At 61.8% G+C, this 24,341-nt stretch carries 24 protein-coding genes; 12 read left to right on the top strand and 12 right to left on the bottom strand.

What is annotated here, in order from left to right; translation table 11 throughout:
* Positions 1–16 precede the first annotated feature (16 nt).
* Entirely contained in the window at positions 17–1,177 is a 1,161-nt protein-coding gene (locus BUS06_RS24590; RefSeq protein ID WP_074267020.1) for an iron-containing alcohol dehydrogenase, read from the bottom strand.
* 53 nt (positions 1,178–1,230) lie between these two features.
* Between BUS06_RS24590 and BUS06_RS24585 the strand changes: the two genes are divergently transcribed.
* Positions 1,231–1,515, top strand: a complete 285-nt coding sequence (locus BUS06_RS24585; protein WP_074267019.1) for a hypothetical protein — start codon at positions 1,231–1,233, stop codon at positions 1,513–1,515.
* 59 nt (positions 1,516–1,574) lie between these two features.
* Here BUS06_RS24585 and BUS06_RS24580 read toward each other — a convergent pair whose 3' ends face one another.
* From BUS06_RS24580 to BUS06_RS24555, 6 genes are all read right to left on the bottom strand, one after another.
* Positions 1,575–2,282, bottom strand: a complete 708-nt coding sequence (locus BUS06_RS24580) for a YceH family protein (protein WP_074267018.1) — start codon at positions 2,280–2,282, stop codon at positions 1,575–1,577.
* A 216-nt stretch (positions 2,283–2,498) separates the two neighbouring features.
* Positions 2,499–3,557, bottom strand: coding sequence for a YncE family protein (locus BUS06_RS24575; RefSeq protein ID WP_143787651.1), 1,059 nt, complete (start codon positions 3,555–3,557; stop codon positions 2,499–2,501).
* A gap of 63 nt (positions 3,558–3,620) precedes the next feature.
* The gene (locus BUS06_RS38580) at positions 3,621–4,343 is read right to left on the bottom strand and encodes a TonB family protein (RefSeq protein ID WP_083611581.1); all 723 of its coding nucleotides are present in this window, start codon (positions 4,341–4,343) and stop codon (positions 3,621–3,623) included.
* A gap of 1 nt (position 4,344) precedes the next feature.
* Positions 4,345–4,743, bottom strand: a complete 399-nt coding sequence (locus BUS06_RS24565) for an ExbD/TolR family protein (RefSeq protein ID WP_074267016.1) — start codon at positions 4,741–4,743, stop codon at positions 4,345–4,347.
* Positions 4,744–4,745: 2 nt separating this feature from the next.
* A complete protein-coding gene (locus BUS06_RS24560; protein ID WP_074267015.1) occupies positions 4,746–5,435 on the bottom strand; it encodes a MotA/TolQ/ExbB proton channel family protein in 690 nt (229 codons plus the stop codon).
* A gap of 12 nt (positions 5,436–5,447) precedes the next feature.
* A complete protein-coding gene (locus tag BUS06_RS24555) occupies positions 5,448–7,619 on the bottom strand; it encodes a TonB-dependent receptor (RefSeq protein WP_074267014.1) in 2,172 nt (723 codons plus the stop codon).
* 283 nt (positions 7,620–7,902) lie between these two features.
* On the opposite strand from BUS06_RS24555, the gene BUS06_RS24550 reads away from it, so the two are divergent.
* The 6 genes from BUS06_RS24550 (at position 7,903) to BUS06_RS24525 (ending at position 13,347) form a co-directional block, all read left to right on the top strand.
* Entirely contained in the window at positions 7,903–8,625 is a 723-nt protein-coding gene (locus tag BUS06_RS24550) for a response regulator transcription factor (RefSeq protein WP_074267013.1), read from the top strand.
* A gap of 13 nt (positions 8,626–8,638) precedes the next feature.
* The gene (locus tag BUS06_RS24545; RefSeq protein WP_074267012.1) at positions 8,639–9,985 is read left to right on the top strand and encodes a sensor histidine kinase; all 1,347 of its coding nucleotides are present in this window, start codon (positions 8,639–8,641) and stop codon (positions 9,983–9,985) included.
* Positions 9,986–10,064: 79 nt separating this feature from the next.
* Complete coding sequence (gene gcvA / locus BUS06_RS24540; protein WP_074267011.1) at positions 10,065–10,982, top strand: transcriptional regulator GcvA; 918 nt, start codon at positions 10,065–10,067, stop codon at positions 10,980–10,982.
* A 106-nt stretch (positions 10,983–11,088) separates the two neighbouring features.
* On the top strand, positions 11,089–11,562 hold the full coding sequence (locus BUS06_RS24535) for a RidA family protein (protein ID WP_074267010.1): 474 nt from the start codon (positions 11,089–11,091) through the stop codon (positions 11,560–11,562).
* A gap of 31 nt (positions 11,563–11,593) precedes the next feature.
* Positions 11,594–12,790: an aminotransferase class V-fold PLP-dependent enzyme gene (locus BUS06_RS24530; RefSeq protein ID WP_074267009.1), complete on the top strand. Its 1,197-nt coding sequence runs from the start codon at positions 11,594–11,596 to the stop codon at positions 12,788–12,790.
* A gap of 62 nt (positions 12,791–12,852) precedes the next feature.
* Entirely contained in the window at positions 12,853–13,347 is a 495-nt protein-coding gene (locus tag BUS06_RS24525) for a cupin domain-containing protein (protein WP_074267008.1), read from the top strand.
* Positions 13,348–13,380: 33 nt separating this feature from the next.
* Here the strand turns inward: BUS06_RS24525 and BUS06_RS24520 are convergent, their stop codons facing one another.
* The 5 genes from BUS06_RS24520 to BUS06_RS24500 all read right to left on the bottom strand — a co-directional run bounded on the left by BUS06_RS24520 (position 13,381) and on the right by BUS06_RS24500 (position 17,318).
* Positions 13,381–14,673 carry an EAL and HDOD domain-containing protein gene (locus tag BUS06_RS24520; RefSeq protein WP_074267007.1) on the bottom strand — a complete coding sequence of 431 codons (1,293 nt, stop codon included), beginning with the start codon at positions 14,671–14,673 and terminating at the stop codon, positions 13,381–13,383.
* 215 nt (positions 14,674–14,888) lie between these two features.
* Positions 14,889–15,209 (bottom strand): flagellar transcriptional regulator FlhD, encoded by a 321-nt coding sequence (flhD, locus tag BUS06_RS24515; protein WP_429287457.1) that lies wholly within the window; start codon positions 15,207–15,209, stop codon positions 14,889–14,891.
* Between the two features lie 352 nt (positions 15,210–15,561).
* Positions 15,562–16,146: a YceI family protein gene (locus BUS06_RS24510; protein ID WP_074267006.1), complete on the bottom strand. Its 585-nt coding sequence runs from the start codon at positions 16,144–16,146 to the stop codon at positions 15,562–15,564.
* A 26-nt stretch (positions 16,147–16,172) separates the two neighbouring features.
* Positions 16,173–16,733, bottom strand: a complete 561-nt coding sequence (locus tag BUS06_RS24505) for a YceI family protein (RefSeq protein WP_074267005.1) — start codon at positions 16,731–16,733, stop codon at positions 16,173–16,175.
* 30 nt (positions 16,734–16,763) lie between these two features.
* Entirely contained in the window at positions 16,764–17,318 is a 555-nt protein-coding gene (locus BUS06_RS24500) for a cytochrome b (protein WP_074269266.1), read from the bottom strand.
* A gap of 340 nt (positions 17,319–17,658) precedes the next feature.
* Between BUS06_RS24500 and BUS06_RS24495 the strand changes: the two genes are divergently transcribed.
* The 5 genes from BUS06_RS24495 (at position 17,659) to BUS06_RS24475 (ending at position 24,313) form a co-directional block, all read left to right on the top strand.
* Entirely contained in the window at positions 17,659–18,822 is a 1,164-nt protein-coding gene (locus BUS06_RS24495; RefSeq protein ID WP_074267004.1) for a porin, read from the top strand.
* Positions 18,823–19,083: 261 nt separating this feature from the next.
* Entirely contained in the window at positions 19,084–19,878 is a 795-nt protein-coding gene (locus BUS06_RS24490; RefSeq protein WP_083611579.1) for a MipA/OmpV family protein, read from the top strand.
* Between the two features lie 210 nt (positions 19,879–20,088).
* Positions 20,089–20,859, top strand: a complete 771-nt coding sequence (locus BUS06_RS24485) for a DUF4118 domain-containing protein (RefSeq protein WP_074267003.1) — start codon at positions 20,089–20,091, stop codon at positions 20,857–20,859.
* Between the two features lie 54 nt (positions 20,860–20,913).
* Positions 20,914–21,741, top strand: coding sequence for an alpha/beta hydrolase (locus tag BUS06_RS24480; RefSeq protein ID WP_074269264.1), 828 nt, complete (start codon positions 20,914–20,916; stop codon positions 21,739–21,741).
* A gap of 109 nt (positions 21,742–21,850) precedes the next feature.
* Positions 21,851–24,313, top strand: coding sequence for a penicillin acylase family protein (locus BUS06_RS24475; protein ID WP_074269263.1), 2,463 nt, complete (start codon positions 21,851–21,853; stop codon positions 24,311–24,313).
* The last annotated feature ends 28 nt before the right edge of the window (positions 24,314–24,341 follow it).

Raw genomic sequence — 24,341 nt, 5'->3', positions numbered from 1 at the left:
CAGCAACTCGGGTGAATCAGAATGCAGAAGTATAGATAGCCAATGCATCGGCCTCCGAAACGACCCGGGGATTATTGACGAGCAAGCGCGTCTGCAGCATCGCGTCGCTGGCCATCCGTTCGAGACCGCTACGTTCGATGCCCACCGCCCGCAGCGTCGCAGGTATCCCCGTCGCGGCAATCAGGTGTTCTATATGCTCGATCAAGGCCTGGGTACGGCTAGCGTCGCTACCGCTCGCTGCCGGCACGATCACACCGGCTAGTTCGGCGTACAGATGCGCCGCCGCCTCCGCGTTGAAGCGCAGCACGTGCGGCAGCACGAGTGCGTTGGAAAGACCATGCGGCACATGATAGATACCGCCGATCGGATAGGCCAACGCATGCACCGCCGCCACCGGCGAGTTGGCGAAGGCCTGACCGGCAAACGTCGCGCCGAGCAGCATCGCCTCGCGCGCCGCGCGGTCCTGGCCATTCTCGCAGGCAGGCAGCAGATTGCTCGACAGCAATTGGAGCGCTTTCACGGCAAGCATGTCCGAGATTGGGTTCTTCAGACGCACCGACGTGTACGCCTCGATGGCATGCACCATCGCATCGATGCCGGTCGCCGCGGTCGCAGCGGCAGGCAGTCCGAGCGTGAGTTCTGCGTCCAGAATGGCCAGGTCGGCGATCAGCTGCGGCGCCACGACGCCCATCTTTTTCGCTTCGCCAACGGTGACGATCGAAACCGCGGTCACCTCGGAGCCAGTGCCTGCCGTGGTAGGCATCTGCACGAGCGGCAAGCGCGCCACTTCGACCTTGTTGACGCCGTACATTTCGCCAAGCGTTTGCTGGTCTTGCGGCACCAGCACGGCCAGCAGCTTCGCCACGTCCATCGAGGAGCCGCCGCCCAGGCCCAGCACAATCTCGGCGTTTGCGTCACGCGCCCACGAAGTGGCTTCCAGCACGATATGTTCGGGCGGATCGGCGATCACATCGTCGATCACGGTGACCTGCCAGCCGTGGGCGGCGAGATCGGCCAGGGCGGGATTCAACAGACCGCTGCGATGCAGAAAGCTATCCGTGACAACACACAGGCGCGTCAGCGCCGGAAACTGCTCACGCAGCAAACTGCCGAGGCGACGTGCGGCGCCATATTCGACGACGAGCGTCGGCACGGTCTGAAAGCGGAATGTGTTCATGGTGATGTCTCCTCCGGTACCATATAGCCTGAGATTTCGAGGCGAATTTCAACATGATACGCAAGACACTCAACGCGTCCCAGCTACAGCAGGAAGTGAACCGGCGACTGCATCGTCTTCAGGAAGTCGTCGAAGACGGCGTCAAGATTCGCGTTCCTCGTCCGCAGCTGCAAGAGCCCGACAAAACCGGCTGCAATTGGGATATGAAGCACTTCGGCAACGCCGCAGGATTCGAGCGGGACATTGCAGCAGTGCTCCAGGCGGTACGCGCTGAATACAATCTGCGCACGGAAGCAAAGGAAGCGGAAAACCCCTTCGGCGACTTTCCGGGCGACTGAGTTGCGCTGAGTTGCAAATTGCAAACAATCGCAAAGAATTGACTGAGCGTCGCAGACGGTCAGGGCTCGCGCGAGAATTTATCGAGGCTGATGCCCAGTTCCGCAGCCATATGCTCGACGAGCGTCTGAAGGCGCACCAACTCCTCGCCCTGACGCTTCACTTCCGCTCGCAGTGTCTCGACCTCGGCGAATGCCGCTGGGTCTTCCGCAACGCCGCCACGCGCGGCCTCTTCGCTCACGCTGACTTCTCCGCACAACAGATGCGCCCAGCGATGCTCTCGTCCACCCGGCGCACGCGGCAGCTTCACCACGCGTGCCGGTTCGTGCGCCGCAAGTTCATCCAGAAACACTTCAACCGACGAGATATCAGCGAAGTCATGCAGGCGCGAACTGTTCAGGCGCAATTCCGCGGCCGTTTGCGGACCGCGCAGGATCAACACCGTGAGCAGTGCGGCGGACTGGCTCGGAATGCCCAGCACGCGATTCATGTTGTGCTCGAAACGCGGCACGCGGCTGCTGCTGCCTTCCAGCACGAGACTGAGGCGTTTCATACTATCGATGGCGGTGAGCACCTCGGCCTCGCTGACGTTCATCACCGGAGCGCGCGCGGTTTTCTGGTTGCAACCGGCGGTGAGCGCGTTGAGCGAAAGCGGATAGGTGTCCGGCACCGTGTGCTGTTTCTCGACGAGCACACCCAGCACGCGCGCTTCGATGGGCGTCAGGGAACGCATGGCGGGGCGCGGGATAGCGTCAGGGGTGGTATTCATAGATGACTTCGCTTCGGGCAGCGCCAGACGGGCCACCCTGATCGTGAGCCTGACGGGAATGTCGGGCGAAGATCACTATGATATCCGGCATGGGGGCGTCTGCGCGACGGGTTCGCGTCATGTATCGCGCCCCGCGTTGCACGCCAGGTTGTCGAATGAGGTGCGCCCCCAGACGACTACGACCGCCGGGCGAGGCTGCCCGGCGGTCTTCAGCCACTACTTACGCTGCGCCACCAACACTTCGAACGTCCCCGGAATCACCGCAGGACGAGGATGGGGATTGTCTGCCGTCGCCGCCTCCGCAGGGCCGAATTTAGACGACACCAGATACACGCGATGAGCCTTGGCGTCGAGGGCCATCGTCTTTGCGCCTTCCAGCGTCTGAACGTTTTGCACCACCGTATAGTGATCGGCATCGTCCTCGTGAACGATCGTCAGCGTGCCGTCCGCGCCATTCGAGCTGAACGCCAGCTTCAAGGCGGGATCGAATGCGGCGGTGTCGGGGTGACCGCCAATCGGCACTTCCGTCACGTGACGGCCTGTGGTCGAGTCGATCACCATCATGCGCTGGTTGGCGCAAACGGTGAACAGGCGCTCCTGCGTGGTGTCGATGGTGAGCCCGGTCGGTTCCTCGCACGGCGCGATGGACCAGTGCGTAAGCACTGCGCCAGCGTTGCCGTCCATCTCGACGATCTCGCCTTTGTCCTCGACGTTGACGAAGACGTGCCCGTGGTTATCCGCGGCGAGCGCCTCCGGTTTGCCGCCCACCGGCATGGTCGCGACCACCTTGCGGCTGGCCACATCGATTGCGCTCACGCTGTTGTCATGCCCGTTGCTGACGAACACCCGCTGCAGCGCCGGCACGTACAGGATGCCGTCGGGGTCGGGGCCTGCCGCCTTGATCGTGTCGATCACCTTCAGCGTATCCAGGTTGATGACAGTGATGGTGTTCGCCCGGCCGTTGGTAATGAAGCCGAGCTTGCGATCCTGTACGAATGCGAAGCCGTGCACGCCGTCGGTGTTCTCGATCTCTCCAGACAGCTTGCCGGTGCGCGTATCGACTACCTGTACATGGGTGTCGCGACTGACGAACAGATGGTGGCGCACCGGATCGTATGCCACGTAATCCCAGTGATCTGCGCCGCTTAGACCGTAGTGTTGGGTTATTTCGAACTGCGTATGAGCGCTTTCCGCGGCGACACAGGCTCCCGCCACTACCAGCATTGACGCTAGCGCGCCGGCAAGAAGGCTCTTCAGAACGTTTCCTTGTTTCACTTTCAGTCGACTCCAGTGGATTTTGTTTATGGCTGTTTCAGATAGGGCCAACCGGACGAACGATTACGAATCGTGGTCGTTGAGGTTGAAGGTGACCCATAACTGCTCGGACAGCGTTTTGCCCACAAATGCGGGCTCGGGTTTGGGATAGGCTGCATCCCGCACGGCAGCCAGCGCGGCACGATCCAGCAGCCCGATGCCGCTCGATACCACCACGCTTACATCGGACACCACGCCGTCGCGATACTGAAATGCGACCCGTGTGCGGCCGGACATGCCCGCCATGCGCGCCGACTCCGGATAACGCAGCGCCGCCTGAATCGCCGCGCGCAGCGCGCCCTCAAAGCTTGCGTTCGGCGCCGTCGCAGCGGGTGCGGCAGCCGGCGGAGGCGGACGCGGCGCGGGCGGAGCTTCGGTCGGTGTCGCGGACGGCAGCATCGGCGCCGGCGCAGGCGTCGGTGCTGGAACCGGTGCGGCCTTAGGCGGCGCAACATGCACAACGTGCTGGAGATGACGCGGCGGGACAGCCGGGCGCGTGACCTGGGGCGTCTCCGGCTTCGGAGGAGTCAGCGGTTTCGCAGCAGGTTGCGGCGTCGGGACGGGAGCAGGCGCGGGCGCCGCCAGCGTCAGCAACGTCGGCGGCCGTTCGGGTGCCGGCTGCGAGCGATGCGTCAGGAGCACAACCCCGCCGCCAAGCAGCAACACTTCCGCAAGCAGTGCGAACGCCGCAGCAGACGCGAGACGCGGCCGTTCCCGCACAACCTCAGGGGCGGAGACAGTCGCCATGTCAGTTCGCCACGGGTTGCGCAGCCAGCGCGATCTGCGAGACGCCTGCGGCACGGCAGGCGTCCATGACCGCGACGAGCTTCTGGATCTGCGCCTGTTTCGAGCCGGCAATAGTCACCACGGTGTGTGCCGCATCCGCTCGCGCCGCCAGCATTGCCGTCAGTTCAGCAGGGCTCAAAGTGCGGCCATCGACAGAGAGGCTGCCGTCGGTGGCGAGCGTGACAGTCACCTTCGGCGGCGGCAAAGACTGTGTCGTGCTGCTCGTCGGCAACTGCGTGCGCAAGCCGGCATTCGGAATCATGTGCAGCGTGATCATGATGAAAAACACCAGCAGAAAAAACATGATGTCGATCATCGGAATGATCTCGATGCGAGCCTTGCGCGCTTCGAAATACTTCATCGTCACGCTCCCTGCGACGCGAGTTTTCCGACCACGGCGCGCGGTGCTTCGCGCACGGCCTTCGAGGCTTCTTGCGACGTTCCGGCCAGGCGATTGACGAGCGCAGCCTTCACGGTCTCGAGCTGATGCACAACGCCCCGCACGCGATTGTGCAAGCCGTTAAAAAACACCAGACCGATCATCGCCACAAACAGCCCGGAGGCTGTCGCGATCAGCGCTTCGGCGACGCCGCCCGTCACCTGGGTCGGTGCGTTGCCGGGATTGGAGAGCACCTGAAACGCGTTGAACATGCCGACGATCGTGCCGAACAACCCAAGCAGCGGCGCCAAAGTGACCACCGTGTCGAGCACCCAGAGAAAGCGGTCGATACGCGGTGCTTCGCGCATGATCGCTTCCTCGAGACATGCGTCGAGGTCTTCACGTGAGGCGTGCCCGGCAAGACGGGCCGCGGTAGCGAATAGCGTGGCCGTCGGCAACGAGTGGAACTGCTCGGCGCAGGCGCCCAGCGTCGTCGCATTGAACTGGTCGAGCCGGTCGATCTGTTCGAGCGCAGCGCGGCTATTGCCGGCAGCGCGCTGTAAAAACCAGCTGCGCTCGATAATGATCGTCAGGGCAACGAACAGCATGGCAGCGATGACGTAGAGGACACCGCCCGAATTGTTCGCAAGGTGCAGCAGAGTGTCGACGGTCATGGAAAGCTCCTGTTAGAAATCGGTGGACAGGGTGCCGATAAATGCACGGCCCGGGATGGTCCAGTACAGCGGGGTATTGTCGGCAGCGGTAAAGCCTGCCAGCGCATCGATGCTGGTGCGGTTGAACAGGTTGTCGATCTGGAAGCCGATACGCGTGTCATGCATCCACGGCGCGAGGTTCTTGATCGTGTAGGCGGCCGAGAGGTTGGTCACGGTGAAACCGCCAATCGGCTGGGTGTCGCCCGTATCGCCGAACTGGTGACCGACAAACTTCGTGATCAGCGAGCCGGCCAGCGGACCATGCTCATACAGCACGCCAGCCGCGGCGGTCTGTTGCGGCGCATTCGGCATCCAGTCGCCGGTGCTCTTCTGCTTGGCCGAGTTGAACGTCAGATTGGCGTACAGGCTGAAGCCGTAGCCGAGCGAGAACGTCGCTTCCGATTCGAAGCCTTTGTAGACCGCGCCACCGGCATTGGTGAAGATCGTGTTGTCGCCCACCGTGCGGCTCGTCACGGCATTGCGGAAATTGATGTAGTACAGGTCCGCTGAAACGGTCAAACGGTTCGTCTTGAAGGTCGTGCCGATCTGATAGTTATCCGTCTGCTCCGGATCGGGCTGGCCAGAAACCGTCGGGCTTTGCACATAGAACACATTCAGGTTCGGCGCCAGAAAGCCCTGCGCGTACTGGATATACGCGCTCCAGTCCGAGGTAATCTGATCGTGTACCGTGAGCGAGGGCAACACCTTCGACCAGGTATGACCGAAGTCCACCGGAGTGCCCGAGCCCTGATTCATCGGCGAGTCGATTTGCCGGTTGAACGACACGTATTTCACGCCCGGCGTTACCGTCAAACCATACGGCAGTTGCAATGCGTACTGCAGATACGGCTCGAACGTCAGCAGCGTATCGGTCATCGTGAAGTTCTGTGACAGGAACGCGAAGTTCAGCGAGTCGTCCACATTGAAGTTGTCGCGGAAGTTGGACTGATGTGTGACCCAGGCGCCCAGCTGCAGCGTGCCTGGGCCGATCTTCCGCTCGGCGGTGAGGACGTCGCCCCACGCGCGGTAATTGTTGTTCATCTCCTGACCCGGCACGTCGTTCGGTCCGAGGCTCGTACCATTGGGGGTTTCACCGTTCGGATCGAGCCCGTTAAAGCCGTTATGGTAGTAGCCGTATGTGTACACCTTGTTATCGATCACCCATTGGGCGACTTTCGTTTTAACGTCGATGTATTCGAAGTCGGTATTGATAAGATCGACGTTGTAGCCGTAGTACGCCTGGCTCGCCGGATTGTTGTTCAGGCCGAAGTTCGGGCCAAAATCCTGGATCTGCTGGGCGGTCGCGCCAAGCGGCACGTTTTGGTGGATCTTGTTGTAGGTGGCGAAAAAGGTGACCAGCGTGTCGTCGCCAAGCGGCTTTTCGAGCTTGAAGTAGACATTTTCCCGACGTTGCGCAGAATCCGTCAGGTAGCCGTCGCTATTGGTTTGCGTATAGCCGACCATCGCACGGGCATCGCCCCATTGCTGGATGTCGCCCGTGTTCATCTCGGCACCGGCGGTCCACGTGTTCCAGCTGCCGTATGAGCCCAGCACCGAAAACGACGGCGTGAGCGACGGATCTTTCGAGTCCAGCCCAATCGTGCCGCCGAAGGTTGCGAAACCAATCTGCGAGGCGTCGCCCGGACCACGGTCGATATTGATCGAGCCCAGCACCTGATTCGAGAAGAACGACGTCGAGTGGTGCGTGAAGTCGTTGGAATCGCCAAACGGGATGCCGTCGAATGTCACGTTGTACTGACCGTCCTGAAAGCCGCGAATCGAGAGACTCTGCGATTCCATCAACCCCGCGCCGTTCGGATCGATGTTCGACACGCTCGGCGCGATCTGAATGATGTCGCTGTAGTTCGACGTAGGCGCCGTGCTGTTCTGGATATAGTGCTGGCTGATGATCGACTTCGGTTCGGTAGTCGTGAGCGAACCCTGCGAGGGCGCCTGGGCCGGCGCCGACTCCACATTCGTCGTAGCAGGCGTGCCGTTAGCGGACGACGACACGGCCGTGCTTTGTACCGAACCGAGATCGCCGGTTGCCTGCGCATGCGAGATCTGTGTTCCGGCGGCGCAGAGCGTCGCGAGAACGAATTGCGTCAGAGGCTTCTGATTGAGCTTTGAACGTACCCGTTGCATGATTCATGCATCCTTGTTTTTGAATAGAGCGGTGGGAGCGATGGAGCAGACAAGGCGGGATGCTATCGATAGCGCATTAATACCGAGTGATGGGTAACTTACGAAGTTAAAGTTCTTATTACGGATACCCAACAAGCTGTGCTGCAAACAAAACGGCGCAGACGTGCGCTTAGATTTGTAAGTTTCCGTACACTACGCATTCATTTGTCCACGTTAGGATGGGCACTTTCGTCCAGGCGCCGGTCCTCCTTCATGCCACACGATCAATCGGAAAAACGCTCTCTTGGAAAGTGATGCATCGGCCTCTTACCCGGCGGGGCGCAGACCTCGGATTCTGATCGTCGAAGATGACGAGCGTGTGCGCCTCGAAGTCGCAGCAGCACTCGAAGACTATGGCTTCGCGGCCGATAGCGTGGCGAGCGGGCACACCGGCCTGCTGCGCGCGCTAGATGGCGACTTCGACGCGGTCGTGCTCGACCGCATGCTGCCCGATATCGACGGTCTGTCGATCCTCTCCACCCTGCGCAATGTCGGCAAGGAAACGCCCGTGCTGATCCTCAGTGCACTGTCCGCGGTGGATGAGCGTGTGAGAGGTCTACGCGCCGGCGGCGACGACTATCTGACCAAACCATTCGACAGTCTCGAACTCACCGCACGCCTGAATGCGCTGCTGCGCCGCCGTTCGTCATCCAAGGAGCCGTCTGCATTGAGCGTCGGCGATCTTGTGCTCGATATGGGCACGCATCAGGTCGAACGTGCCGGTGAGGTGATCGAGCTCAAGCCGCGCGAGTACCAGTTGCTCGAATTCATGATGCGGCACGCCGGACAACCGGTCACGCGGGCGATGCTGTTCGAGTCCGTGTGGAACTACCATTTCAACGCCCAGACCAACGTGATCGACATGCATATCGGTCAGCTACGCCGCAAGATCAGTCTGAACGGGCGGCTCTCGGTGATGATTCATACGGTGCGCAATGTCGGCTATATCCTCCATGCCGGCGAGTAAGCGGCGAACACGCATGCATCTGAGCAGCGTCGGCTGGCTGCTGGCGGTGTTCATCACCTCGGCGATCGTGCTGTTCGCGATGCTTTACTGGGCGACCCACAGTTACCTCGTGCACGAGGTCGATGAGCGCCTGCTCGGCGAGGTGGCCGAGTTCCATTCCATCGGCCGCGATGAGGCAATCGCGAACATCGATGCGTTGAGCCGGCGCGATGTGGCAAGCAGTCGTCCCTATGGCGTCTTCGATACAGACGGCACGTGGCTCGCCGGTAACATCCACGTCCTGCCGCCAGCGCACGACGGTAAGCCGTTCAACTACGCGCAGATCGTGCGCGAGGGTGACCGCACCGAAACAGAACACTTTCGCGGCATCATCGTGCCCACCGTTAGCGGCGTGCGCGTCGTCGTCGGACACTCGATCGATGAGATCCGTTATTTCGATCACACGCTGCTGAAAATGCTGTGCATAGGTCTGACGCTCACGATCATCCTTGCTGTGGGTTGCGGCGCGGCGCTCAATGCAATGTCCAATCGCCGCATCCGCGCCATCAGCCTGACTGGGCGCGAGATTATGGCGGGGCAGCTAAACCGGCGCTTGCCGACCCGCGGCACGCATCACGATCTGGATCGCCTGGCGGAGATCGTCAACACGATGCTCGACGAGATCGAGCGGCTGGTTGCCGAAGTCAGAGGGGTATGTGCCGGGATCGCGCACGACCTGCGCACGCCGATGACCCATCTGCGCGCAGGGCTTGAGCGTGCACGCCGGCGCTCAAATAGCGTCGACGATTACGAAAGCGCGGTCGATGCGGCCATCGTGCAATCGGACGTCGTGCTCAATCGCTTTACCGCCCTGTTGCGAATCGCGGAGATCGAAGCCGACGGCCGGCGCGCGAGCTTTGGCGATGTGTCGCTCGACACCGTGATCCGCGACGTCGTGGATCTGTACGAGCCGGTAGCGGACGACCGCGGTCTGACGGTGTCGGTGCACGCGCCCGCGCCTGTCAAGGTGCGGGGCGATATCGATCTGCTATTCGGCGCAATCGAAAACCTGCTCGACAACGCACTGAAATTCACCCCTGGCGGCGGCTCAATCTCGGTCGAAACGAGGATGGAGGCAGGCGAACCCATCGTGCACGTGGCCGACTCAGGTCCCGGCATTGAAGCCGGCGAGCGCGAAGCCGTTCTGCGGCCGTTCTATCGCAGTCCTAGCCAGCAAGCCCAGGCGCCGGCCGGTCACGGCCTCGGTTTGAGCCTCGTGGCGGCCATTGCGCGGGTGCATGACGCCGACGTGGAGATCCACGATAACCAGCCGGGATGCAGGATGGTGCTGCGTTTCAGGGGGAATGTGCTGGCGCGGTAATCGAATCACAGGTCACCTTGCTTGCGGTCGGTTGCGAGGCGTAGCATGACGCACTCCCCTACGCCCTCTTTCGAGTCTCATGCCTTCCACGCGACCGTTGCCGCCGCTTATCGCTCTGCGTGCTTTCGAAGCCGCCGCGCGGCACTTGAGTTTCAGCCTGGCGGCGCAGGAACTGTTCGTCACGCAAAGCGCGGTTAGCCATCACATCCAGAAGCTCGAGAGCGAACTGGGAGTAACACTCTTCGAACGGCGCACGCGCGCAGTTGCACTGACCACAGCAGGGCAGGCCTACTTTGCAAAAGTGCATGCCGCATTCGAACTCCTGCGCAGCGGCACCGAGGAAACGCGTGCACCTGCAACCGCGCGGATCAAGCTAACGGTCGGCTTGCTGGCTTCGTTTGCCACGCGCTGGCTCGCGCCCCGCTTGCAGGCGTTTTCGGCAGCGCATCCCGGCATCGAACTGCAATTGCGGCCCGATATCGCGCTCGCCGACGTCCCCGGCGGCGAAGTCGACCTGGCCATCCGCTACGGCCGCGGCGGCTGGGCCGACGTACGCGCACGCAAACTCATGCCGGAACGGCTCTCGGTAGTGTGCTCTCCCACCCTGCTCGGCGGCACGCGCCGTCCCCGCAAGCCGCAAGACCTGGTGCGCTATCCGCTGCTCGCGTCACACGCCAAACTGCCCTTCGAATGGCAAGCATGGGGGACCCGCTTCGGCGTGGACCTGCGCGGTGCACAGACAGTGCATCTGCACGACTACAACATCGTCGTGGAAGCGGCCCTCGCAGGACAAGGTATTGCCATGGGCCGGCATCGCCTGATTGCTCCGCAACTGGCGAGCGGCGCACTGGTGCAGGCAGTGCCTGATGCGGTACTCGACGATCCGCGCATCGGCTGGTGGCTCGTCACGCCGCGCGCAGCGAAGGGCGAGATTGAGGCTGTAACGGTCTTCCGCGACTGGCTGACGCAGACCGCGGCGCAAGACCCGATAAACTGAACGCATTAGTTTCGCTCATGTGTGGCCGGCAAGAATTCATTCGTCAGCCGACGGCAGCCGCAATAGGATGGAACGCCCATCCACCCATTCATAGGACGCACACGACATGACCGTCTCGATCTCTGCCCGCGTAGCCGAACTCGGTATCACGCTCGAATCCGCCGCCGCGCCTGCGGCCAACTACGTCCCGTTCGTGCAGGACGGCTCGCTACTCTTCATTTCCGGTCAGATCTCGCGTAAGGACGGCAAGCCTGCCTACGTCGGCCGCCTGGGTGACAATATCTCGGACGACGAGGGCGTGCAGGCAGCACGGCTCGCCGCGCTTGGCATACTGTCGCAGCTTGCGGCGGCCACGGGCGACCGGCTCGATCGCGTGGCTCGCATCGTACGCCTCGGTGTCTTCGTCGCCAGCACGCCGGAGTTCAACCGTCAGAGCGCCATCGCCAACGGCGCCTCGGATCTGATGGTAGAAGTGTTCGGCGACGCCGGCCGCCACGCGCGTGCCGCCGTGGGTGTTGCATCGCTGCCGTCCGGCGTGGCCGTGGAAGTCGAAGCAGTCGTCTCGTTGAAGCAACCCTGAATCCATCCTGCATCACTGGAACCTTCAAGTCATGTCAGCCCCCCTCACCGACGCAACCGTAGACGGATTGCGCGCCCAGACGCCGGGCACGCAGCACACCACGCACTTCAACCACGCTGGCGCATCGCTGCCGTCCGCAGCGACGTTGGAAGCAGTCCACGCCCATCTGTGGCGCGAAGCGACCATGGGACCCATGGAAGCCGGTGTCGCAGCGCGCGCGCAAATAGAGCGTGCCCGTACCCTCGCCGCGCAGTTGTTCAACGCGCAACCGGCGGAGATCGCCGTAACGACGGGCAACTCGCAGGCCTGGGGCAGCGCATTCGCCGCGTTGGGCACATGGCAGCCCGGCGATCGCATTCTGGTTGGGCGTCACGAGTGGGGCGGCAATCTGGCCAGCATGCGCCTGTCGGCAGTGCGTGCGGGAGCATCTATCGAGGTGATCCCTTCCGATGACAGCGGCGAGGTCGATCCCGAGGCACTCGAGGCGATGCTCGACGAACGGGTGCGCCTGATCGCGCTGACGTGGATGCCGGCCAACGGCGGCCTCATCAACCCGGCCGCCGCCATCGGACAAATCGCGCGACGTCATGGCATCGCCTACTTCATCGACGCCGCGCAAGCGGTCGGACAAATACCTGTGGATGTGGAGCAACTGGGTTGCGACGTGCTGACCGGCGCAGGCCGCAAGGCGTTGCGCGGTCCGCGCGGCACAGGGTTGCTGTACGTGCGGCAGGACTTTCTGCCTCGGCTCACACCGGCCTACGTCGACACCCAAACGGCGCCCCTCGATGACGACGGCGAACCTGTCGTGCGCAGCGACGCAGCGCGGTTCGAATCTGTCGAAGTCGCGTCTGCGCTGCGCTGCGGTTTAGCCAATGCACTGCAGGAGGCGCTGGATATCGGCGTTGAAAACATCCGCACTCGCATCGACGCCGTCGCGCAGACGCTGCGCGCCGAACTCGCGCAGATCGACGGCGTGACGGTCCTCGATCAGGGACGCGAACGTTCGGGGCTGGTGGCCTTCAACGTGGCGGGCATCGATGCCAAAGAGGTGCAACGTGCGTTGGCGGCGCAAGGTGTGGCCATCGGCAGCAACGGCGTGGGCTACACACCGTTCGATATGAACGCGCGAGGTCTCACCCAGATAGCGCGTGCTTCCGTCAGTTACCTGACCACCGAGGCGGAGATAGGCAAGCTGGTGGGGAGCTTGCGCACGCTCGTCCGTTAAGGCACGCTTCACGCGACACAACGCGGCGACGCTATCACGCACGCCAATAGAAGGAGACGTCAATGGAGCGACCCGAGTTCATCCGCCACTGGAGCGAACTGGAAAACCCGGACGATGCCCACTACAAGGGCAGTACCGAGCTACTTGCCATCGGTGCGCCGCTTGCCAGGAAGCTTGGACTTCAGCGCATCGGCATTCACCATGTGCGCGTGCCGCCTGGACGTCGAACCTCGTATCCGCATGCGGAAAGTGCCGAAGAGGAATTCGCCTTCGTCATCGAGGGCACGCCGGATGTGTGGCTCGACGGTCATCTGCATCCGCTCAAGCCCGGTGACTCGGTGGCGTTCCCGGCGGGTACCGGGATTTGCCATACCTTCATCAACAACACGGATCAGGACGTGCGGTTGCTGGTGGTCGGAGAAACCGACAAGAAGGAAAACCGGATTCGTTATCCGATGCATGAGGCTCACGAAGCCACTCGCCCGGACCGTTGGGTCGACTGGCCTGTGCGTCCGATGGGTCCGCATGACGGCAAGCCGTCCGGCAGCAAGTCCTGAACGACACGCTGCCTGCGGCCACCTCGGTAGCCGTCAAAAACGGGTTCGGTCGGCCATCCAGTTGGCTGCGGCGGCGGACAGCAGCGCGACCGCCGCGGCATTGAGCGGGGCGAGATCCTCGGACATCTGCGTCACCCTTGCCGCCGCAGCCGGACTCTCCATGGCTTCCGCACACGCGAGCAGTTGACCCAACAGGCCGGCCCGCGTCTGGATGGCTTCGCGCACCGTTTGCGCCAACTGCAGTTCAGAAAACAGATCGACGGGGTTGCGCTGCAGTACGGCAGGCAACAGCGAGGTCATGCCCGTCATGAATGCGTTGTCGACGAACTCCTCGTCGTGCGGCCTAAGCCTGCGCGCGGCCAGTTCCATGAAGCGCCCCCGCGTGCCGACCAGTTGCACCAGTGCATTGGATGCGACAGACCGGCTATTGCCGTCCGTGTACAGGGCGAGCAGGGCCCAGCGGCGCAGCCAGTCGGTGCCGACCAGTTGGACCGCATCGCGGATCCGCAGGCGCCGTCGCGTCAACGCGTGATGCGCCGAACTGGCGAAGCGCAGCAGTTGCATCGTCAGTGCGGGATTGCGTTTGACCTCGTCTTCCAGGGTCGGCAGCGGCGGCTCGGCGCCCAGCATCACCAGCAGTTTGACCAGCGCCTGGCGCAGCGGCGGAATCCTGCGCACCGCGAGCAGATGGGGATGGGCGAAGTAGTAGCCCTGAAACAGGTCGCAGCCGGCCTCGTGGGTCCACCGGTAGTCGTCCGGTGTCTCGACCTTTTCCGCTACGACGCGCTTGCCGGCGCGGTGCATTGCAGCAACGAACGGCGCCAGTCGCGACGCAGTCCAGTCCGGCACATCGATCTTGACGACTTCAGCGCAGTCGAACACCTCCGCGTGGCCCAAGGCGGCCTCGCGAACATCCTCCATGGCGAAGCGGTAGCCGGATCGCGTCAGCGCCTTGATGCGTTGAACCAGTTGATCGTCGTACTGCGCGGTTGCCTGAATTTCAACGACGAAGTGAGCGGATGGCAGCAGGCTAAACATCTCGTTCATCAGCCAGTCGCGCCCCGCGTTGATGTAGCCGGCGCGGCCGGCCAATACGCTTTCCATGCCAAGTTCGCCGAGCGTCTCAATGACGATGTCGGCGGTGGCGCGCGTCTCGTCGAGCGGCGTGCCGTCGGCGGGTTCGGCGTTATCGGAGAAAGCGAACGGCCGAAACAGCAATTCGTAAGCGACGAGTTGTCCCTCGCGGTTGAGGATCGGCTGCCGTCCGAGATACGAGGTCATCGCGATCAGGGACAACGCGGCAGCATCGTGCGACATGTCATTCATGCGGGTTACCGGTTAGCGAACCTGCGCCACGCTGTCCGATCGCTGGCAAGCGGCGGCGTAGAGGCCCTAACGGTGATAACGGCTGCAAACAGGGAAAAGTTGAAGGCGGATAAGCCGGCGTAAGGCGTTTGGACATCCCGCGCGTCGCGACGACGGCGTTATTGACCCCGCCACCGGGCCGCCGCAGAAAGGTAAAGGGGCAATCGGAAGCCGGCTTAAACGAACTGTGCCGCTTTCTGACTGGCGAGCAGGATGGCCGTATGGGCGGGCGTCACGTCCACATGGCCTCCGGACTGCGTCAGGGTGGACAGGATCGTGTGGTCGTCAAAACGGCACTGACAGAGCACGTGGTCGGAGGCGGCAAGCTTGACCGTTTGCGCCAGCGTCAGGGTCGCGAGAAGCTCCGCGCTCTGCGCGGACAGCCCCAGCCGAAACATGCCGACCAGCCTGTCCTCACGAAGCATGCGTTGCGCCAGCATGATGTACGACAGATTGACTTCCCTGATGAAACCCTGCGCTTCGCCGTCGCTCATGATCTTTCGCCCTCCGGTAAACATCCACTTCATTTCTAGCCGGCAATCGTCTGGCGCGCTAAAGCCTTGTGCAGCGGGGCAGACGCACGGCCGAACTCGCTGTGATTTACCAGCAGAAACACAAAGTTACATTTTGATACGTTTGAGTGGAGTGTAGGGATGCCCTTCCACGAAGACAATGTTCGCGAAATTTTCCGAAAGGTAGATCGTCAGTCGACCATTACGCGGCCTTACGAGCCGCTAAAGAAGGCCTGCCTCGTGACGAGCAAGCGCCCAAAATGCAAACGACCCGGCCACATGGGACCGGGTCGTCACGTCGATGCAACCCGCCGTCGTCTGGCGGGGCAAAGCCTGCTTACTGCTTCACGCCTTCCGCCTGAATGTGCAGAACGGTCGCCATCTTGAAGCCGTAGGTCTTGCCGAAGTCGATACCGAAGTCCGAACGGTCGAAAGTCGCCGTCGATTCCGTGCCGCACACTTCGCGCTTGAGCATCGGGTGCTGGAAGCACTTGAACGATTCGATCTTCAGGTTCAGCGGCTTCGTCACGCCGTGCAGGGTCAGCTCGCCGATCACTTCAACCGGCACATCGCCCTTGAACTTCATCGACGTACCCTTGTAGACCGCGGTCGGGAATTGGGTCGCGTCGAAGAACTTCGAGCTCTTCAGTTCCGTGTTCAGCGTGTCGTTGCCGATGTCCACCGAAGTCATGTCGATGGTCGCCTCCAGCGTGCCCGTCTTCGCTTCACGATCGATCGTCACCGTACCGGTGGATTTCGTGAACTTGCCGCGCCAGATCGAGACGCCGCCAAAGTGGTCGGCTTCGAAGCTCGGCGAAGTGTGCGTCGGATCGAGCGTATAGGTGGTGTCGGCAGCCATCGCGCTAAACGATGCACCCACTGCCAAGGCGGCGACTGCTACGGCTAAAAGTTGCTTTTTCAAAGTGATTCTCCTGGGAGGTTTGCGGTTTATTTCTTGGCTGCAATGATGTGAAACTTGATCACGACCTCGTCGGCAACAACCGAGGTGTCTTTCCATTCACCCGTGCCGATTTCGAACTGGCTGCGTTTGATCGGCAATGCGCCGTCGAAGCTTTGGGTCGACCCTTGCTGGGTAACCTTGACCGGCACCGTGACGTTTGCGGACTTGCCCTTGATGGTCAGCGTGCCGCTAACGTTGAACTGGTTGCTGCCGGCCGGCGCAATCGCACTCGAGACGAAGGTGGCGTTCGGATAGTGCGCGGTGTCGAACCATTCCTTGCCGCGCACCTGCTGGTTGTAGCTATCGTCGCCGAGGTCGTAGCTGGCGGTGTCGATGGACAGCCTGGCGCTGCCCGCCGCCGGCTTGGCCGGATCGAAATCGAGCTGTGCCGTGAACTTCTTGAACGTCCCTTCGACAGGCACGTTCATCTGTTTCGAGGTCGCGGTTACCGTGCTCTTCGACGTATCGACCTGCGCATGCGCCACGCCGAGGAACAGCGAAGTCACTGCGGTCGCTGCGACTAACCAGCGAAGGAAAGGAGTTTTCATGTCTGCCTTCAATCTGCCTTAAACCTAAGGCTACTTGAGAAAGGGGATCATACGCGCCAGCAGGCCGTCACGATCGATGAAGTGATGCTTCAGCGCAGCCAGCGTATGAGCGGCCACGATCACGAGCAACGTGTAGTTCAACCAGATGTGGATGGACTTCAGCACGATCTTGAGCGCGGTGTCCGGCCCGATCAGCGTCGGCAGCGGCACGATACCCAGATAAACCACCTGAATTCCGGCGGCAGAGCTGTAGAGATAACCCGACGCCGGAATCACGAACATCAGCACGTACAGAATCACGTGCGCCACCTCCGCCGCCAGCTTCTGCAACGGCGGCATGCCCCGCGGCAGTTCCGGGGCGCGGTGTGTCAGGCGCCACGCCAGCCGGATTACGGCAAGCATGAACACCGTCACGCCGATCCACTTATGCCACGAAAAGTACTTGAGCTTGGTGGGCGTGAAGCCGGGAATGTCGGTCATGATCCAGCCCAGATAGAAGCCGGCCACGATCAGCAAGGCGATCAGCCAGTGAAGGCTCATCGCAGTTGCGCTGTACCGCTGCTTGAATGGAGGAACTGTCGTCATCGTCATCCCGTCTGGCGTCTTGAGGGCAGTTCGTCCACACAGGAAACGAACAGGTCATTGGGATGCGATTCTAGGAGTGCGAAATCATGCTGAATAGCGGCTTGAAAGTGAACAGATTGTTGTGCTGGCGACGTTAATCGACGACTTCCACGGCTCGAACCTGCACTTTATACAACGTTTTTATCTCCAAACCCGTAGCATCCGGTTCTCAATTATTAGACCCGACCGGCAATCGATCATTGAGTTTACGTATGCGAATTTCTCTCCGCGGCACCAAGCCCGCATTGCCGCTTCGGGCGATTGACCCTCGCAGTCCCGCGACAACACGGAGCTTAAAAGCATGAAGAAGTCTTTACTGGCACTTGCGCTGACAGGCGCATTTGCATTGACCGCCCACGCGCAAAGCAGCGTCACCCTGTACGGCGTCATCGATACGGGCCTTGTGTTCACGAACAACCAGGGCGGCCACAACAACTGGCAAGAAACCAGCGCCTCGACGGAAAACACCGTGTATGGCCTTAAAGGCTCCGAAGATCTCGGCGGCGGACTGCATGCGATCTTCAAACTGGAAAACGGTTTTAACCTCAATAGCGGCAGCCTGTTTAACGCGGGCGATGCATTCGGCGAGCAGGCGTATGTAGGCGTGCAAAGCGACCAGTTCGGCACCGTTCTGTTCGGCCGCCAGTTCGACACCGTCAACGACGTGCTCGGACCGATTTCATCTGCCGGCGGCACCTACGGCGGCAACCTCGCTGCGCATCCGTTCAACAACGACAACCTCGCTGCGGATTCGATGAGCATCAACAACGCGGTGAAGTTCACGAGTAACACCTACGCCGGCGTCACCGTCGAAGGCATGTACGGGTTTAGCAACAAGGCCGGCGAGTTCTCTAACAACCGCGTGTATGGCTTCGGCGCGACGTATGCGCACGGCCCGTTCAACCTGGCTGCGGGTTACCTGGAACTGAACAACGCAGGCGGCGGCGTCAGCGGCACGAATCAGAACGGCGCGGTGGCGCTCGATGACGGCAGCGCCGATTTCGTGGCGCAACGCCAGCGCATCTGGGGCACAGGTGGCAACTATACGTTCGGCTCGGCCACGGTTGGCCTCCTTTGGACCCATTCGCAGATCGACAACATGTCGAGCGTGTTTGCCGGCGGCGATGGTTTCGTCGCCTTGGGTGGCGGCCTGCGGCTCGACAACTATGAAGTGAACGCGCATTACGCGCTGACCCCGAGCTTGAGCATCGCCGGCGCGTACACGTTCACGGACGGCTCGTTCAGCAATGGCGGCACGAGCGCATCGCCGGAATGGAATCAGTTCACGCTGCAAACCGACTACTCGTTGAGCAAGCGCACCGACGTCTACCTCGAAGGTGTTTATCAGCACGTCCACGGTGCACCGGCTGGCTCGGTACTCAGCGACGCATCGATCAACACGCTATCGCCCTCGTCGAGCGGTACGCAAGTGGCCGTGACGGTCGGCTTGCGTCACCAGTTCTAAATAGAAGGTATTTGAAAGACGGAGGCCGCGCGGCAAGCGCGGCCTCGCTCATCGCCCACCGCTTACCTCACCTCCGACACAAACCTTCGTATTCATCCCCCCAGTTCACTGCATTCGCAGGGGACGTGCGAGATTGCTCGGCATGCCTCATAATCACGCGCGCCCAGAATATTCCGGGCTACGGAACGAGGCCCAAAGCAAAAGACCCCACCGGTTTACCGCAGCGTCCCGCCTCAGATTTCCCTTCTCTGAACTGGCTTTATGTTTTCGTCACCCCAACTCGGCGCTGGCCTGATGGCGCTTGCCGCCTTTCTGACGCCCGTCGTGTCGTTCGCGCAGCAGACCACGACTAACGCCGCGCCGACGCCAGACTGGACCGTGACGCTCGGCGCCGAAGCGCAGTGGGAACCCGCGTATCCCGGCGCAAACTTCATGCGCCTCAGGCCTTATCCAGCGTTCGATATCGAATACAAGAATCGCTTCTTTGCCAAAGAAGACATGCTGGCGGGCGTGTATCTGGTTAACAACGCGAACTGGAGCGCAGGCTTGGCGCTGCAGTACGATTTCACCGAACGCGAGACGAGTGAAGACGCCCACCTGCATGGGCTACGCAATGTGCCCACGACGCCACGAGCCAAGGTTTTCCTCAACTACACGCAATCGGCGTTCACGTGGTCGAACTCTGCGGCCCAGGATATTGGCGGGAACCGTGAAGGGCTGGTGGTCGATACCAATGCCACGGTCACGCTGCCCATCGGCAAACAGCTGTTTCTGACCGCCGGTCCCGGTGTCACGTGGACAAACGGAACGTATCAGCAGACATTTTTTGGCATCACGCAGAGTCAAAGCGCAGCTTCCGGTTTGCCGGTCTACGACGCGCGTTCCGGCGCGGCCACCGGCTACATCACCGCCGAGGCCGATTATCTGATCACCAAATCGCTGATTGCCACGGTCGAACTGAAATTCGCGCGCCTATATGGAAACTCCGCGTCGAGTCCGATCACGCGGCGTGTACAGCAAAATACGGACACCTTCGCGCTGACGTACACGTTTTGACGCGTATTCTCCACGGCGCGAATTGCTGAGTACCCCCAAACCTTTCGAATAGATGTCATACACGCGCAACAGGCAGAGAGGGATAGAGAAGAGCCAGATGTCCTGCATTTCCGCAAAAATCTCACGTGAGAGCCCATGTCCTCCGGCATCGAATGCGATACCATTGCCCCCCAATCAATAAGTTAGGCGTGCCATGAAGCACGCAGTGCTGTGAAAATTCAAAACGCCAAAAGGTGGGCCCCACGCGGTTCCCGGGCTTGGCTTGCCGCGTTTCTCGCTTTGGCGGCAGCAAGCGGAATACGCATGCTACTCAGCCCGTTCGTCGGCCCCGCGATGCCGGGCGCATTATTCTGCGTCGCCGCTGCGCTCATCGAATATTTTTTCGGGCTAGGTCCCGCCTTGACCGTCATGCTCGTCGGACTGGTCATCGCCGACTATCTGTTTGTGCCGCCGTATGCCGACTTTTCGGTTTTCGATCACAGCGACCTGATGCTCGTCGTTTCGTATCCCTGGGTGACGCTTCTCATCATCTGTCTGATCGAGCGCCTGCGCCGGGCACAGTTTCGCGCGGAGATGTTCGCGTCAGTGGCCAAATCGCGGTATGAAATGCTGCTGCGCGCGGATAACAAGCGCGCGCTGCGGCTTCGCACGATCGACGAAACGCATCGGCTGTTGCGCCATCTGCCGCACTATCACGACTCCATCATCCTGATCCAGGCGCTCGACCGGAAAGCGTCGTTGCGTCCGGACGCGGATCACGCGGCTGGCACAGTACACGCCCTGCCGCATACTTCGGCGCCAGGCAGCCGCTTTTCGGCGGTGCATCCCGCGGATATCGAACGCCTCCAGAACAGCCTTTCGCCTGGCAGTCATCGCCTGCGAATCAGGAGCGGCGACCACACGTATAAGCCTGTCGACTGCGTCGGGGAGCGTTTTACGACGCATGCCGGCGACTTTCTGGTCCTGCGAATCGAGGCTTAAGCATTGGATCAAGCCACACACATCCTCCAGGAAGGCGGTGAGCACGCCGTGCTCATGCTGCACGGCCTCTCGAGTTCGCCACTCGAAATGCGCTTTCTCGCACGTCATTTGAACACCGAAGGATTTACCACTTTCGCGCCAGTTCTGGATGGCTACAGCGCGGGCTCAACTGAACGCGACATGCAAGCCTGGGTCGACGCTGCTGTACGTGAGTTCGACTTGCTGGCCGAGCGGTATGCGCGGGTGTCGGTATGCGGCTTGTCGGTAGGCGCGGCGCTCGCGCTGGCCGTGGTCGGCAAACGGCCGACGGCCCACGCAGTCGTTCTGCTATCGGTCACCCTCTCGTACGACGGTTGGGCCATACCGTGGTACCGGTTTTTACTCGGCTGGGCCTACTACACGCCGCTGCGCAGTCGCTGGCGTTATCGCGAAGCCTCGCCGTTCGGTCTGCGCAATGAGGCTTTGCGTGCGAAGATCGCGCGCGCCATGCAGCGCAATGGCATCAGCGAGGTCGGGCCGTCTACGATCTCGCTGCCCGCGTTGCGCGAGGCGAGCCGGCTTGCAAAACGCGTTCGCGCGAGCCTCGCCGGCATCACGACCGACTGCCTGATCATTCATGCTATCGACGATGAAACGGCCAATCCGCGCAACGCGCATGACGTTGCAGCGAAAATTGCCTCGCCGTTTCTGCGCACGATCTATCTCGACGACTCGTATCACATGATCACCTCGGACAACGAGCGTGAAATCGTGGCGTCCGAAACCGCTGCGTTCCTGCGCGAGAGCGAAGCCGCCCGCGGCATTGGCAGCGGTGCGGAGTCCCAGGTCGTCTCCAAGGCGCTCGCGCGGCGGCTGCGGCAACTGGCGGCGCTGGGAAGCTGATAACGCGGTTTCGTGGTGGATTGAAAGGAATCTAAGTCACCGCAGGCTTGTAATTGCGACTCATTCGCATTAGCATGAGGTCCCGCCCTGCTACCATTCCATGCGTCCGATGCCCTCTCTCACCCGCGGCGCCCGCCTGTTGCTTGCTCTTCCCTTTGTCCTCGCGTTGCTCAGTTGCAGCACGCCTTCTACAGACATCCAGTCGCACGCCGACGCCGCCACACCGGCATACCAGGTCGAGATTCGCCGCACTGCGCTCGGCATTCCGCATCTGAAGGCAGATGACTGGGGCAGCCTCGGCTACGGATATGGCTATGTGCAGGCGCAGGACAATCTGTGCACGATGGCCGATGCCTTCGTCACCTATCGGGGCGAGCGCTCGCGCTACTTCGGCGCCAAGGCGCGGCCGTCCAACGATGACACGTTCGGCCAGCCGTCCAATCTCGACGCCGATTTCTTCTTCCGCTTCATCGACGACGGTGCAGCCGTGGCTCGATACCGCAACAGCCAGACGCCGGAAATGCGTGCGCTGATAGACGGCTTCGCGAGCGGCTATAACCGCTATGTGGATGAGCTTGCCAAGGGCGAATTCGTCGGGGCGCATGCGGCCTGCCGCTCGGCGCCGTGGGTCGGCAAGATCAGCACGGCGGATATCTACCGGCGTCTCTATACGGCTAACCTGGCAGCCGGTGCGGGCCGTTTTGTGTCCGCGATTGCTACGGCGCAGCCGCCGGGCGCTACGCCCGGCGGCGCAAAGCCGATGGCATCCGCGACTTCGCCGCAAGGCTCACCGGATTCGCAGAACCTGGCGTCCACCGCTCCGCTGATGGATTTCGGCGGCCACGCTGGCGTGGGCAGCAACGGCCTCGCGTTTGGTGCTGATGCCACTCACAATGGCAGCGCTATCCTGTTCGGTAACCCGCATTGGTTCTGGAGCGGCCCGGCCCGCTTCTACCAGGCACAACTGACCATCCCTGGTAAGCTCGATGTCAGCGGTGTGTCGTTTCTCGGTTCACCGGTGATTGAGATCGGCTTCAACCGGGACGTTGCGTGGACGCATACGGTGTCCACCGCGTCGCGGTTCGGGTTGTTTCAGTTGAGCCTGGTGCCGGGCTTGACGACGTCGTATCGGTACGACGGACAGGTGGAAGCGATGACGCCGACTCGCGTCACCGTTGAGGTCCGCTCCGACGACGGCACGGTGCATCCAGTCACCCGGACGCTCTACCGTTCGCGGTTTGGGCCAATGCTCAACCTGAGTTCGATGTCGCCGGCACTCGCATGGAACACACAGCAAGCGTTCGCCCTGCGCGACATCGACGCGGACAACTTCCGCGTCTTCGAAAACTTCCTTGACTGGAATCAGGCACGTTCACTCGATGACTTCATCCGCATCCAGAAACGGAATGCTGCGGTGCCCTGGGTCAATACGCTTGCCATTGGTCGCGGCGATCCGCGCGTCTGGTACGCGGATATCGGCGCCATCCCGAATGCGCCCGACAGTCTCGTGGAGCGCTGCACGCCGCCCGTCGGCAAGGCGTTCGCCCACGCGATTCCGGGCGTGCCCGTGCTTGACGGTACACGCAGCGATTGCGACTGGCAGCTCGACCGGGGTGCTGTGCAGCCTGGCGCGATGCCGGTCGCGCAGATGCCGAGCCTGTTGCGACGTGACTATGTGGGCAATTTCAATGGCAGCTTCTGGCTCAGCAATCCGGCTGAGCCCTTGACCGGCTACGCGCGGGTGATTGGCCCAACCGATGCGGCGCAGTCTCTGCGCACCCGCCTCGGCCACACGATTGCCGCGCAACTGCAGGCCGATCCGGCTGGCGTATCGCCGGGCGCGCTGCAACGCGCCGCACTGGACAGCCGCTCGATGTCAGCGATCCTTTTCAAGCAGCCGGTGCTCGACCGTCTTTGCGTGACAGGTAACGCAAACGATCTGCAACAGGCCTGTGCTGTTCTCGCGGCATGGAACGATACTGCCGATGCCGACGCCCGCGGCGCAACGTTGTGGAACGCTTTCTGGGAACATCTCAGGGACATCCCGGCGGCGCAGTTGTACGCCGTGCCGTTCGATCCGAAACAGCCGTTGACCACACCGGCTGGTATCGCGGTGGACCATGCGAAACTCGCGACGGCAATGCAAGCCGCCCTCGCCGACATGCACAATGCTGGCATTGCCATCGATGCACCGCGCAGCGCGGCGCTCTACGTGCAGCGCAACGACGAGCGCATTCCGCTCTTTGGCGGCTGCGACACGGAAGGGTACTTCACGGCGGCTTGCGCGCAGCATCCGTTCGATACCCGTGGCGATTCGATGAACGTCAATCCGAACGGCAACAGCTACCTGCAGGTGGTGCGGTTCGAGCAAGGAGAGGTTGTGGCCGATACGTTGCTCGCGTCATCGGAATCGGACGATCCCGCTTCGCCGCATTACGCCGACGGGACCCGCGAATACGCGAGCAAACACTGGATGCGGGTGCCGTTTAGCGAGGAAGCAATTGCGCACGATCCGGCGCTGGTCACTCAGGTGCTGACGGCGCCCGCGGCGGACCGTGCGGCGGCGCGTTGAGTCTTGCTGCGGGGAGGTTTTGCTGAAA

It is taken from the genome of Paraburkholderia phenazinium (assembly GCF_900141745.1).
Classification (GTDB): Bacteria; Pseudomonadota; Gammaproteobacteria; order Burkholderiales; family Burkholderiaceae; genus Paraburkholderia; species Paraburkholderia phenazinium_B.
The sequence above is the reverse complement of the archived record's forward strand: the minus strand, read 5'-3'. Positions and strand labels throughout refer to the sequence as shown.